Origin of the sequence: Achromobacter deleyi (assembly GCF_016127315.1) — a bacterium.
Taxonomy (GTDB): Bacteria; Pseudomonadota; Gammaproteobacteria; order Burkholderiales; family Burkholderiaceae_B; genus Achromobacter; species Achromobacter insuavis_A.
This window is the reverse complement of sequence record NZ_CP065997.1, coordinates 4,829,885-4,843,223: the sequence shown is the minus strand read 5'-3', so window position 1 is coordinate 4,843,223 and position 13,339 is coordinate 4,829,885. Positions and strand designations below refer to the sequence as shown.

Sequence of the window (13,339 nt, the reverse complement as noted above, 5' to 3'; positions counted from 1 at the left end):
ATGGAGACGTCATCCCACTGAACAAGGACACCGACATGAAAGCCAAGCCCGCAGAAATCCTCCGTGAATACGGCCCCTTCCCCGGCGTCACCGACGTGCACGGCGTCTCTTACGATGGCAGCCACGTCTGGATCGCCGTCGGCGACAAGCTGCATGCGCTGGACCCGGCCAGCGGCGCCGTGGTGCGCTCCATCGACGTCACCGCGCGCGCCGGCACCGCCTTCGACGGCAAGCACCTCTACCAGCTGGCCGACAGCATCATCCAGAAGATCGACCCGGCCTCGGGCCGCGTGCTGGCCACCGTGCCGGCGCCCGAGGGCGGCGGCAATTCGGGCATGACCTGGGCCGAAGGCATGCTCTGGATCGCCCGCTACAAGGACCGCAAAATCCACCAGGTCGACCCCGCCACCGGCGCCATCCTGCGCACCATCGAGTCGGACCGCTACGTGACCGGCGTCACCTGGGTCGATGGCAACCTGTGGCACGGCACCTGGGAAGACGACGCCAGCGAGTTGCGGCGGCTGGATCCGGCCAACGGCGAAGTGCTGGAGCGATTGGCGATGCCGCCCGGCGTCTACGTCTCCGGCCTGGAGTCGGACGGCGGCGACGTGCTGTATTGCGGCGGCGCCACCAGCGGCCGGGTGCGGGCGGTGCGCCGGCCGCGCGCCAGCGCCTGATCTTTCCCCTGCCCGCCACGCCCGCCGGAGGCCCCCGGCGGGCGTGCGCTTTCCCGCCGAATATCGGCCGGATCCGACGCCTGGGCGGCGACGTCCCGCGCTCCCCGGCAAGCCGCGCCGGCGCGTCGTCCTGACAAATTGTTGCAGCCACAATCGCGGCCCCTCGTTTCCGGCCCCAGCAGGGCCTCGCCAGCGTGTAAACTCCCCCCTTTTTGACTCTGGTGGTATGTTGCAAGCCCCACAGCGCACAGGTTTAAGCGGCCCGACGCTCATTCGCTTGCTGACTCGCCTGACGGATGTCGACGTGCCGGAATCCCGGCAACCGTTGTCGGATCATCTGAGCCAATGGCTCGGCTGGACCGACGCGATTGCCCTGTCCGCCGCCCTGAACAACCGCCCGCCGGCGATCGCGCCCGGCGCGCGCACGTTCAGCAGCGCCGAGGAGCGCGAGTGCGAGCGCGTCCGGACCACGCTGGCCGATGCCATCGCCAGCGATACCGCGGCCACGGCCGCCAAGCGGCTGATGCCGGGGCAGGTTTCCGCCAAAGTGGCGGCGCTGCAGGCCGACGACGCCGACTACTCGAATTTCCGTCAGCGCTATCTGTCGTTGCAACACACGATGGAGACCAGCATCGGCAATCTGCGCAGCCGCCTGCGCGGCATGGTCGCGGCCAGGACGCCCGAGATGACGCGCCTGGCGGTGGTGGACGCCATCATGGACCGCGCCCTGCTGCCGCGCGAGCGGACGCTGCTGGGCGCCATTCCGAAGCTGCTGCAGGCGCATTTCGACCGGTTGCGGCGGGCCGAACAGGCGGCGCTGGAAGCGGCGGCCGAGGCGCAAGCCCTGGCCGACGCCCCACAGGCCGATGCCGACGCGCAGGCCGACGCCGCCGTGCCGGCCGGCGCGGCGCCGCAACCCGCTTTACCCGCGCCCACGCCGGGCGCCTGGCTGGAGACGTTCCGCAAAGACATGCGCAGCGTGCTGCTGGCCGAACTGGATGTTCGTTTACAACCGGTGGAAGGGCTGCTTGCCACCCTTCGCACCAGCTAACCGGGACACTATGTCCAAGTATCTGATCAATATCGTTGTTTTCCTCAGCGGCCTGGCCGTGTCCGGCTGGATCGGCGCGGGCTACGCGGGCACCAATTCCCTGGCGCTGGCCGTCACGCTGCTGATCGGCGCCTGCTACGTCGCCGGCGCGCTCGAATTGCTGCGCTACCAGCAGGCCACCGCGTCCCTCAGACGCGCGGTCGGCAACCTGTCGGAAGCGCCCGCCAGCCTCGGCGGCTGGCTCGAACAACTGCCCGCCGCGCTGCGCAACCCGGTGCGGCTGCGCATCGAGGGCGAACGCGTCGGTCTGCCCGGCCCGGCGCTGGCGCCCTACCTGGTCGGCCTGCTGGTGCTGCTGGGCATGCTCGGCACCTTCCTGGGCATGGTGGTGACGCTGCGCGGCACCGGCGCCGCGCTCGAGAGCGCCACCGACCTGGCCGCGATCCGCGCCTCGCTGGCCGCGCCCGTCAAGGGCCTGGGCTTCGCCTTCGGCACCTCGATCGCCGGCGTCGCCACCTCGGCCATGCTGGGCCTGCTGGCGGCCCTGAGCCGCCGCGACCGGATCCAGGCCGCGCAGTGGCTCGACGCCAAGGCGGCCACCACGCTGCGCCTGTACACCCAGGGCCACCAGCGCGAAGAGAGCTTCAAGCTGCTGCAACGCCAGGCCGAAGTGCTGCAACGGCAGGCCGAGGCCATGCCCGCGCTGGTCGACCGCCTGGACGCCATGATGCGCAACCTGGAACAGCAGAACCACACGCTGAACGAGCGCCAGCTCGCCAGCCAGGACGCCTTCCAGGGCAAGGCCGAGGCCGCCTACGCGCGCCTGGCCGCGGTGATGGAACAGTCGATGAAGGAAAGCGTGGCCGAAAGCGCCCGCTCGGCCGGCGCGGCGCTGCAACCCGCGGTCGAAGCCACCATGGCCGGCCTGTCGCGCGAGACCGCGACGCTGCACGACACCGTCACCCAGGCGGTGCAACGCCAGCTGGACGGCATGACCGCCGGCCTGCAGGCGGCCACCAGCAATGTCGCCGGCATCTGGAACCAGGCCCTGGCCGGCCAGCAGCGCGCCAGCGAAACCCTGGCGCAGGACCTGCGTGATTCGCTCGACCGCTTCGCGCAGACCTTCGAACAGCGCTCGGCCACCCTGCTGGACAGCGTGTCCCAGCGCCTGGAAGCGTCCTCGGGCAGCATGTCCGAGGCCTGGAACGTGGCCCTGAGCCGCCAGGAACGCGCCAGCGAAAAACTGGCCGGCGACAACCTGCAGGCCCTGACGGCCGCCGCCGCCAGCTTCGAGCAGCATTCGGCGTCGTTGCTGCGCACGCTGAACGCCTCGCACGCGACGCTGCAATCCGACCTGGCCTCGCGCGACCAGCAACGCCTGGCCGCCTGGACCGAAACGCTGGGCGCCCTGTCCGCGACCCTGCGCCAGGAATGGCAGCAGGCCGGCGCGCAAGCGGCCGAGCGCCAGCTGGAAATCAACCAGGCCCTGGCCCGCAGCGCGCAGGACCTGACCGAACATGCGCAGACCCAGGCCGGCCTGCTCGAGAACGTCTCGACCCGCCTGGAAACCGCGGCCGGCAACGTCTCGGCCCAATGGCACGACGCCCTGGCGCGCCAGTCGCAGGTCAGCGACAAGCTGGCCGACGACAACCGCGCGGCCCTGGCCGCCGCCGCCGCGACCTTCGAACAACACTCGGCCGCCCTGCTGCGCACGCTGGACCAGTCGCACAACGAGCTGCAAGCCGCCCTGGCCGCGCGCGACGAACAGCGCCTGGCCGCCTGGGCCGGCACGCTCGGCGCGGTCGCCGACAAGCTCGGCCAGGAATGGGAACAGGCCGGCGCGCAGGCCGCCGCCCGCCAGCACGACATCAGCCAGACGCTGGCGCGCACCGCGCAGGACCTGGCCAGCCGTGGCGAAGCGCAAGCCGCCCTGCTCGACACCGTCGCCGCCCGCATCGAATCCGCCGCCGGCGGCGTGACGCAGGCCTGGACCGAGGCGCAAGTGCGCCAGGAACTGACCAGCGAGAAGCTGGCCGCCGACAACCAGCAGGCCCTGACCGCCGCCGCGGCCGCCTTCGAACAGCACTCGGCCGCGCTGCTGCGCACGCTGGACCAGTCGCATGCCGACCTGCAGGCCGCCCTGGCCGCGCGCGACGAGCATCGCCTGGCCGCCTGGCATGCCTCGCTGGGCGCGCTGGCCACCGAACTGGGCCAGGAATGGCGCGCGGCCGGCGAGCATACCGCCGCCCGCCACCAGGAACTGGGCCAGCTGCTGGCCCGCACCGCGCACGACATCACCACCCAGACCCAGGCCCAGGCCGCCCTGCTGGAAAACGTCTCGGCCCGCCTGGAATCGGCGGCCGGCGGCGTGACGCAGGCCTGGACCGAAGCGCAAGTGCGCCAGGCACTGGCCAACGAGAAACTGGCTGGCGACAACCAGCAGGCCCTGACCACCGCCGCGGCCGCCTTCGAGCAGCATTCGGCGTCGCTGCTGCAGACGCTGGGCCAATCGCAGGCCGACCTGCAGGCCGCCCTGGCCGCGCGCGACCAGGAACGCCTGGCCGCCTGGACCGGCGAGCTGGGCGCGATCGCCGAGGCCCTGCGCCAGGAATGGGAACAGGCCGGCGCCCGCAGCGCCAGCCTGCAGCAGGAGATCTGCGCCACCCTGGCCCAGACCGCGCAGGACATCGCCACGCAGACCGAGGCCCACGCCAGCGGCACCATCGCCGAGATCAGCCAGCTGGTGCAGGCCGCCTCCGAGGCGCCGCGCGCGGCCGCCGAGGTCATCGGCGAGCTGCGCCAGAAGCTGTCGGACAGCCTGGCCTACGACAACGCCATGCTGGAAGAACGCAACCGCCTGCTGGACACGCTGGCGACGCTGCTGGACGCCGTCAACCACGCCTCCGCCGAGCAGCGCAGCGCGGTCGACGCGCTGGTGTCGTCGTCGGCGGACCTGCTGGACCGCGTCGGCACGCAATTCACCGAGCAGGTCGAGTCCGAGACCGCCCGCCTGGACGACGTGGCCGCGCAAGTGACCAGCGGCGCCGCCGAAGTGGCGAGCCTGGGCGAAGCCTTCGGCGCCGCGGTGCGCCTGTTCGGCGAGTCCAACGACAAGCTGGTGGCGCACCTGCAGCGCATCGAGAGCGCACTCGACAAATCGATCGCGCGCGGCGACGAGCAGCTGGCCTACTACGTGGCGCAGGCGCGCGAAGTGGTCGACCTGAGCACCATGTCGCAGAAGCAGATCGTCGAGAACCTGCGTGACCTGGCCAGCCAGCGCGCCGCCAACGCCGGAGCGCAGGCGGCATGAGCGCGGGCGAGGACATCGACGGCGGCGTGGAACCCGCGGTGCCGACCTGGGCCGTCTTCGGCGACCTGATGTCGGTATTGCTGGGCGCCTTCGTGCTGATCCTGGTGAGCGTGGTGGCCGTGCAGCTGGAGCTGTCGACCCAGCTCGAACGCGAGGTCAAGCAGCGCCAGGAGGAAACCCAGCGCCGCCAGACCCTGGAACAGGCCCTGGCCGCGCCGCTGGCGGCGGGCCGCGTGACGCTCATCAACGGCCGCATCGGCATCAGCGGCAGCGTACTGTTCGCGCTCAACTCCGACCAGTTGCAGCCGGAAGGCCGCGAGGTGCTCAAGAGCCTGATCGAGCCGCTCTCGACCTACCTGAAGGCCAATAACGAGATCCTGATGGTCAGCGGCTTCACCGACGACCAGCAGGTGCGCGAAGGCAACCGGCGCTTTGCCGACAACTGGGACCTGTCGGCGCAGCGCGCGCTGACCGTGACCCGCGCCCTGATCGACGAAGGCGTGCCGTCGGCCTCGGTGTTCGCCGCCGCGTTCGGCGCCGAGCAGCCGGTGGCCTCGAACGCCGACGAGGAAGGCCGCGCCAGGAACCGCCGGGTCGAGATCACGCCGATCCCCAAGCCGTCCAACGGCACGGAGGCGCCGCGTGGCCAGTGATGGCGGTCTTGGCCACGCGCTGACGGCCGCGGCGGACGCCACGGCCGGCGCCGGCCTGCCGGCGGACGACACGCTCGCCACGCTGCGGGCCTGGCGCGAGCGCGGCGACGACCGGCTCGATCCGGTCGGTTTCCATTTCATCGAAGCGCTGGCCCGGCGCGCGGCAAGCCATGGCGGCGCGGTGCGGACCACGCTGGACGCGCGCCTGGCGCAGTTGCTGGACGCCTATGCGGCGCGTATCGCCGCCGCCGGTCTGCCCGACGCCAGCGCGTCCCCAGCAGGACAGGATGCCCCCGCCACTGGCGCCGCTGCGACAGCGGCTGGCGCCGCGACGCCCCCAGCCGCGACCCGCGGACCGCTGGCCGAGCTGGCGGCGTATCTCGCCTACCCCGGCGCCCCCGGCGAGGATCCCGACGCCATCGCCGCGCAGGCGCGCCGCGACGCCTATCCCGACCTGCTGGCGCTGGACGGGCTGCGCGAGATCTGGTCCGGCCTGAGCGCCGACCGGCAGGTGCGCCAGTCGCAGGAACAGGTGCACAAGAACGCCGGCCCGCTCAATTCCAACCAGCTGGTGCACCGCGCGCTGTCGCTGATGCGCGAGCTGTCGCCGGGCTATCTGCAGCAGTTCGTGACCTACACCGAAACGCTGGCCTGGATGGAGCAGTTGACGGCCGCCGCCGCGCCGCCGGCCAAGGAAACGGCGCGCGCCCCCGCCAGGAAAGGTACACGCGCCAAGAGCCGCTGAACCCGGGCCGCCGGGGGCAGGCGCGACGTCCTGCCCGCGGCTCGGACAATGACACGCCGACGCCCTGCCGGCAGACCGCCGTCCGGGCACGCTCGCCAGGCCGTCCCCACGCCAGCACCGGCGCCTACTTCCCGCCCGCCTCGCGCGGCAGCCAGGCGCCGTGAAAGCCCGCCGGAATGCGCCGGGGCAGACGCACCGTCGCCAGCGGCCCGGCCGCCAGGTCGCGCGCATCCAGCACCACCACGTCGCTGGTATCGCTGGCCTGGCGATACACGCACACCAGCACCCAGCCGTCGTCTTCGTCGCGCGCCCCTGGCCTCCGCACGAATACCGGCTCGCTGTTCTGGTCACCCGGCGGCACCGCGTAGCGTTGCCGCGCGCCGGTTTCCAGGTCGTAGCGCACCACGCCGCGCATCTCGCGGTTGTTGGGCTGCTCCACGGCATAACAGTAGCGGTAGGCGCGCCCGGTCCTGCCCTCGTTGATGCGCGGCAATTCGATGCCCGCGTCGTCTAGCGCGCGCTCGCTGACGCGGCCGCCGGCCAGGTCGATCTCGTAGCGCCACAGCGCGCCCAGCGGGCTGTCCTCGAAACCGGCACCCTCGCGCGACAGCCGCAGGTATTCCGGGTAGCGCACCACGTCCAGCACCAGCGTCGACGCATCCCGGTCATACGCGTTCACCACGTGCTGGATGAAACACGGCGCCACCTCGAACCAGCGCACCGGGCCGCCGTGGCGCGGGATCACGCCCAGCCGCGACTGGCGCTCGTCATGCCAGCGCAGCGGCATGCGATAGCCGCGCGACAACATCGAGAAGTCGTACGCCACGTTCAGGTCCAGCAGGATGCTAAAGCGCGCCGTGATCGCCATGTCGTGCATCATCGACGGCCCCGGCACCTCGATCAACTGGTCCAGCAGCGGCTGGCCGTCGGCGCCCGTCACGCCATAGCGCAGCCAGGGCCGTTCCCAGTGAGCGCGAAAGCTCATCAGTTCGCCGGTCTCGGGGTCCGCCTTGGGGTGCGCCGTCATGCCGCCCGCCAGCCCGGGATGGCGCCGGCTGGCGCCCAGGAAATCCAGCGCGGGCGTCATCGCCAACGGCGCCCCGCCCTCGGCCAGCGCCAGCACTTCGCCCGCGTGGCGCAGCACATTGACGTTGGGATTGGTCTCCGGCAGGCCGGCCTCGGCCTGCGGGTCGTATTCGCGCGCCCAGATCCGGGTGCGCGCCCAGCGGTTGCGGTAACCGGTCGCCCGGCCGTCGTGGAAGGCAATGGCGTGCAGCATCGCCGGCTGCGGCCACCACGACAGCACGTCGTTGCCCTCGAAACGGCCGCGCAGGGGGTTGGGGCCGTTGCGGACCAGGACCCCGTCCAGCCCGGGCGGCAGCGCGCCGTCCACGGGCAGGTCGGCCAGGTCAACCTCATCGGCCAGCGGCGCGGTGGCGCCGGTGTTCAGATCGAATGTACTCATGCTTGCGTCCTTGGTTGCGATCATTCGCAGGACGCTTTTTTACCCGGATTAAATGTGTTCGTCAATATTACCCGGATTTAATTTGATGACGCTATCCACTTCAATACCGTCACCAGCACGAACCCCAAAGGCAGGACGCCCCATAACAGGATCCCCAGGATGCTGGCGTGCAGCCAGCGCTTTTTCATATGGGGAAGCTTGCTTGCCATAGCGACGTACCCAGTATTCCATCCAGTTCGGCAGGTAGTAGGCCCCCGCCAAGATCCAGAACGCGAATCCGTCGAACAGGCCGGCGGGATAATGCTGCCGGTCGATCTCCTCCGTAAACAGTTCCCGGTCCATCCACGCAAAGGCATTGATGCGATGATTCGGCATCAGGACCACAGGAGGAACAGCAGCGGGCTCTTCGTCCATGTAGCGCCGGATGAACTGCCAGGCGCCAGCGGTGGCTTCGCGCGACGAAAAGATCCGGGTGGGCGCGACGCAGCGCGCGATGCGACGCGAGCCCGGCTCAAGCTCGGCCACCCGCAACGAAACAACCGGCGCGCTCGCCCCTGTGGGCGCCACCAGCCGGCCCCTGAAGATGAATGCCACAGCCCGAACACCCCCAGCAGCGAGCCGCCCGCGACGAACGCCAGATACTCGCCGCCGTAGCCGCGCGTCGCCGTGTCGTAGAACAGGATGAAATTGGTTGCGATCAGCAACAACATCAGGCTGAACACAATCGTCATGACGATGCCAAGGCCACGCAGGTTCTCGGTGGGATCGACCAGCCGCAGGCAGGCGGGATTGATTTCGACCACGTTGTACAGTACGGAGGGATCCTCCGGGCTGCGCGCTACGGACGCGCGCGCGCTTGCTTCATTTGTAGCGGAAATAGAGCGTGCCGTAGTCACGCCCATCACCCTCGCGACGCAGCGCCCTGGAGGTCTTGCGCAAATTGATGCTGGTGGCGTCCCGCCAGCCAAAACCGCCGAAAATGGTCTCCGCCATCCGCGCAAACCCTTCCGTCTTGCGGCCGCCGCGCCACGCCAGGAATCCGAAAACCAGCACCAGTGCGGGCAGCCCATAGGCCAGGTAGACCGCATACGCGGACAACTGCCCTGCCAGACTGAATGTGCCCTTGAACATCGCGAAAATCGCATCCAGGCACATCATGAACAGAAAAACCGCCCCCACTACGATGCCCCAGAAGCGGAACGTGGAAGCGTAGTGCGCCCGGCGCCCCTCGAAGCAATGCGGATACACCGCAACCAGCGCATCGGCCGGCCGCCGGGCGCCGTAGGCGATCCATGCCTGCCCGTCGTGCTCGGCCACCAGTTCGATGTCATCGCCCTCGTCAAAGGGAAACCGCCAGAACCAGCCTCGAACCGGTTGTCCATCGAGGGTGAATTCGACAAAGTCCGCCTTCTCAGTGCTGTCGAGGGTGGCAATCGCAATGGCCGCGCCCCCCATCCCCGCCAGTCCCGCCGACACCGCCGACGCCCCCACGCCGCCTCCGAGCTGTTCCATCACGAAATCGCGCGATCGCCTGACACGGCGCAGTCCCGCGATCTTGCCGGTCAGCTTGCTGGCTTTGTCATTCCGTTCCGTCGTCATCGCTATCCTTACATCACATCCGCCAAGGCGGCGAGGAATTCTTCTTCCTGCTTCTTGGGATCATCCTGCGGCTTGCCAAACGTGCGGCGGCCGAAGGCGCTGGTCTCGCACCATTCCTCCAGGGCGTCCGGCGTGAAATACCATACCAGCAACTGCACCGCGATCAACACCACGGCGATTTCCCAGCCGACCAACAACCCCAGCACGCGCGCCACCGAGGCGATGGCGACGCGCGATGCGATGCCATCCACCGCCACCACCATCACTCGCAACCCCAGGCGCCTTCCGACGATCTTGAGCAGCGGCGCCGACGTTGCTATGGCGGAGATAACTGCCGCCCCCGTGGCGACGAAACCCAGCCCCGCCTTCACAAACAGCAGCGCCACCAGCGCATACTGTTTTTTCTCCCGCCGGTCCGCCGCTTCGCTCAAATCAAGCGAAGCACCAATGAACGATGCGATCGAACCAAGCGCGCCCCCCATCAGTTTCCATTTCTGAAAACCAAACGCCTTCTTGCCCGCCAATTGATACGGCACCACCGCGATATCGATGACCGCGGCGCTGAGCGTGGCGCCCGATGCGACCAATTGGGCGTAGGTCTTGGTTGTCTTGTCTGTGGCTGAAATCAGCTTCCTGAAATTCCATAGCTCGATCAGCCCCACGACCACCGTGATGCGCATGGTGGTGGCTCCATTGCGTCCAGTCGCAGGCCGCATCTTGCCCCACATGTCGCGCAGAACCTTGTGACTCGGCTCGTTCGCGATGGCCTCGTTGGCTTCCAGGAACGTACGCGCCGTCCGCAGGCGCCGCAGCGCAACATCACGCGCCACACCATCCAGGCGGGCCTGTTCGCGCACCAGTGCCAACGCATCCGCGTCGGAGATACCGGTCGACATGAGAAAGATGTTCTGAATGATCTTCTCACCCACGAAGTCGCCCAGACGATTCATGCCCAACCAGCGAAACACAGTGTCGCCCGCCGTCATCATGAGCTTATCGATGCCCGCATTCTTCATTGCCCTAGGCAGGGGTCCCAGCTTCTCCACTTTGGTTTCGCCGACAAGCGACACCGCCCGCTTGTAATAGCCCGAGAAGGTCTTCAGGTTGCTGAGGACGCGTTCGATGACCGCCATGCCAGTCGGCAGAGGCGTGTCCTTGGACTTGACCGCCTCCTCCACCGCGTTGCTCACGGCGGGCTTGAGCTCCTTCTGGTTGGCGGCAATCGCCCGCCAGAACAAAGACTTGCGGTCGCCGGCATCGCGCCGGGTTTCCACCAACATCTTAAGATAGGCTCGGCCCGTCTGACTGCCGCTGATCCCTTCGGTCAAATCCCCAACCACCTCGATGAACTCGTGGCCGTCGTCCTCGACCTCTTCGCTATAGTCCTCGAACGTGTCGAACAGCAGGTCCCACTCAAGCCATTTGATCAATTCGCCGGTGCGCAGGTTGGCCAGCGCAGTCGCCGCCTCCTGGAAACTGTCATAGTTCTTCTTGAACAGTTTCAGCTTATCCCAGTCGACGTTGTCGTTGTAGCGCTCCCATGCCTGCTTGACCCGGTCCTTGCGATAGTTCTCCAGGTTTTGAGTCCGCGTCTGATCTGCCTGTGCAACCTCGGCGTCGAAGGCATTGAAATCATGTTCGGCCTGGGCGCGACGAGCGGCAGGCACGTATTTGTCCAATAGCGCGCCGCGCCTGCTGCGATATTCCGCATCCGATATGACCCGATTGGAATGGTCATTCTCCAACGCCGCCAGCGCTTGCTTGCCCTCGGTGCTCGGCACATTGTCGTTCAGTACCTGGTTGCGCCGCATGACCTCGTAGTGGCGGTAGCCGCCGCGCTGTCCCATCTGGACCGCCTCGGCGGTGCGGGTCGCGGCTTCGTCTGCCTTGTTCTCGAGCGCCGCTTTGGCGCCGGCGATATTACTGGCTGCGGTCACCTGCAGGGCCCGCTCGTCCCCGTACAAGGCGATCTTTCCCAACGCATCGTTGCAATAGCCGTTCAGTTCGTCGGTAATGCCGATGGCATCCCACAGCGCCAGCGCCATCGGCCAATAACTCACACCCATGGAGGGGTCGCCGCATTTGTCCAACATCTGCGCCAGCAACTGCTGCAGCACCAGATCCCTGCGATCGCCCACAGGTCTATTACGCGGATACCAGGGCGTCTTGGTGAACTGTTCGACGAGTGTCGCCTCGTCATAGGAGCCATTGATCTGGCTCAGGCTGCGCACCCGGTCGAAACCCGCATAGGGCAACGCGGGCGGCTCTCCTGTCAGCGTACTGAACTGATGGTCGCCGTACTCCAGAATGCGCTTGAAGTTCGATTCGACCGCCAGAATCGACTGATGATTCTTGGCCTCGCAATGCCCCTGCGCCCAGACAGCGGGTTCGATCGCCTGCATGCGCGACGGACGATGCTCCGCGTTGGCATACCGCGCCAGGGTCTGGCGACTCCATTTATGCTCGCTATACGCGAGCCACACTTTGCCGCATTGCTCGGGCTTCTCGATGACGATGTAGTGCATGCGCAGCGGATTGTGCCCCTGGTTCGCGCATTTCATCGACGGCTCCAGACGGGCGCTGTCGGTGTCATCACAACGCCAGAGCATGCCGTCCGCGGTCACCGAGTAGACCTCCCAGTAATTCGCACCCTGGGCTCCTTTTTCATAGAACAGATAGAGGAATCCGTGTCGCAACGTTCGTACCGCGTACTTGTAGCGCGCGGCGTCCAGCTTTACATCCACCACGCGTTCACCGCTGAACGTCCCCAGTTCGGCCTGCTGGAAGCTGGCTGGGACCACCGCGTAGCGTGTGGGCAAGATGGGCAGACCGCTCGCCCGGCATACATCGCAACCTTTGCTCATTCCCTTGTCCTAAGCTCAAATAGGCGAGGCGCGTCGCAACGGAGCCTCGCGTGCGATTCGCCTCCAGTCCGCCTCTGTAAAATCCATCACGAGCCGGGCAAACCCCACGTCGTCCGGTCGTTCCGCCAGCAGCGCCGCTACGTCAGGATGGCAGTCGAACTCTGGATGCACCGTCAACGCGCGCACCGCCATCGCCTCCCAGTCCCGCGCATCGCGAAGACCCGCCTCGACCCCACGACGCACACAAGCCACTACCTGGTCCAACGCTTCCTCGGAAACCGCATCCGGCCGCTCCGCCACCACCCGCCAGGCACGATTTACCGCACCCAACAGCGCGGCAAGACGCCACTGTTCAGCGTCGAGCTGGACGGTTGCACCGCTACGCGGCGCTTCGCTGGCATACCGAGCCAGGCGCCCCCACCTATCGATGTTGACCCACAAGTTCGCCGGGCCGAGCAAATCGGCCTTCTGTCCATGCGAGGCCATGCGCCAGACCAGATCAATAACCGCCGGGTCGTGCAACCTGAACAAACGGCGGCCGCCTCCTGGACTCTCCTGCAACAGGCTCCGCCCCAGATGCCGCGCCATCGCGATGACGTCAGTCACGCCGAATATCCAACCGCCGATACGGCGCCCCCTGCCTTGGGCCAATGATTCGGAATGCCAGTCGCGAATCGCCATTTCAGCCGCCGTCCGGCTGATATCGGCGTCACGCGGCCGGGTCAGGTCCAGCGTGATCAAGCGTGGCCAGACGCGTGGATCGATGTCAGGATGCGCCAGCCGGATGGCAGTGGCGCGTGCAGCCAAAGCTTCACCCAGGCCTTGCCAATCCTCGTCTTCGACGGGATCGCGCAGCAAAGGATCGATCAGCAGGTGGCAGCGCGCCTCGCCCATGGACAGGGCCAACTGCTGCAACGTCTCCGCCAGCGCGACGCCCGATGCAAAGGTATCCGTGTGCGAGACTCCATCCATGGT

Annotated in this window: 11 protein-coding genes; 5 read left to right on the top strand and 6 right to left on the bottom strand. The window is 67.8% G+C overall.

The annotated features are described in order from the left end of the window. Nucleotides 1–35: 35 nt before the first annotated feature. The 5 genes from I6I07_RS21940 to I6I07_RS21920 all read left to right on the top strand — a co-directional run bounded on the left by I6I07_RS21940 (nucleotide 36) and on the right by I6I07_RS21920 (nucleotide 6,436). Nucleotides 36–677: a PQQ-binding-like beta-propeller repeat protein gene (locus I6I07_RS21940; RefSeq protein ID WP_198483696.1), complete on the top strand. Its 642-nt coding sequence runs from the start codon at nucleotides 36–38 to the stop codon at nucleotides 675–677. A 226-nt stretch (nucleotides 678–903) separates the two neighbouring features. Beyond that, nucleotides 904–1,728, top strand: a complete 825-nt coding sequence (locus I6I07_RS21935; RefSeq protein WP_198483695.1) for a DUF3348 domain-containing protein — start codon at nucleotides 904–906, stop codon at nucleotides 1,726–1,728. A 10-nt stretch (nucleotides 1,729–1,738) separates the two neighbouring features. Beyond that, the gene (locus tag I6I07_RS21930) at nucleotides 1,739–5,038 is read left to right on the top strand and encodes a DUF802 domain-containing protein (protein ID WP_198483694.1); all 3,300 of its coding nucleotides are present in this window, start codon (nucleotides 1,739–1,741) and stop codon (nucleotides 5,036–5,038) included. After that, a complete protein-coding gene (locus I6I07_RS21925; RefSeq protein WP_116522348.1) occupies nucleotides 5,035–5,691 on the top strand; it encodes an OmpA family protein in 657 nt (218 codons plus the stop codon). The genes I6I07_RS21930 and I6I07_RS21925 overlap by 4 nt, the downstream gene beginning before the upstream one ends. After that, complete coding sequence (locus I6I07_RS21920) at nucleotides 5,681–6,436, top strand: DUF2894 domain-containing protein (protein ID WP_232625684.1); 756 nt, start codon at nucleotides 5,681–5,683, stop codon at nucleotides 6,434–6,436. The genes I6I07_RS21925 and I6I07_RS21920 overlap by 11 nt, the downstream gene beginning before the upstream one ends. A 124-nt stretch (nucleotides 6,437–6,560) precedes the next feature. Here I6I07_RS21920 and I6I07_RS21915 read toward each other — a convergent pair whose 3' ends face one another. The 6 genes from I6I07_RS21915 to I6I07_RS21890 are packed head-to-tail and all read right to left on the bottom strand — an operon-like array spanning nucleotide 6,561 to nucleotide 13,336. Next, a complete protein-coding gene (locus tag I6I07_RS21915; RefSeq protein ID WP_198483693.1) occupies nucleotides 6,561–7,901 on the bottom strand; it encodes a carotenoid oxygenase family protein in 1,341 nt (446 codons plus the stop codon). Between the two features lie 48 nt (nucleotides 7,902–7,949). Further along, on the bottom strand, nucleotides 7,950–8,315 hold the full coding sequence (locus I6I07_RS21910; RefSeq protein ID WP_198483692.1) for a hypothetical protein: 366 nt from the start codon (nucleotides 8,313–8,315) through the stop codon (nucleotides 7,950–7,952). Further along, entirely contained in the window at nucleotides 8,276–8,704 is a 429-nt protein-coding gene (locus tag I6I07_RS21905; RefSeq protein WP_198483691.1) for a hypothetical protein, read from the bottom strand. Before I6I07_RS21905 ends, I6I07_RS21910 begins: the two co-directional genes overlap by 40 nt. A gap of 58 nt (nucleotides 8,705–8,762) precedes the next feature. Beyond that, nucleotides 8,763–9,500, bottom strand: coding sequence for a putative type VI secretion system effector (locus I6I07_RS21900; RefSeq protein ID WP_198483690.1), 738 nt, complete (start codon nucleotides 9,498–9,500; stop codon nucleotides 8,763–8,765). Between the two features lie 8 nt (nucleotides 9,501–9,508). After that, on the bottom strand, nucleotides 9,509–12,364 hold the full coding sequence (locus tag I6I07_RS21895; RefSeq protein ID WP_198483689.1) for a T6SS effector BTH_I2691 family protein: 2,856 nt from the start codon (nucleotides 12,362–12,364) through the stop codon (nucleotides 9,509–9,511). A gap of 15 nt (nucleotides 12,365–12,379) precedes the next feature. Next, nucleotides 12,380–13,336, bottom strand: a complete 957-nt coding sequence (locus tag I6I07_RS21890; protein ID WP_198483688.1) for a DUF4123 domain-containing protein — start codon at nucleotides 13,334–13,336, stop codon at nucleotides 12,380–12,382. Between the last annotated feature and the right edge of the window lie 3 nt (nucleotides 13,337–13,339).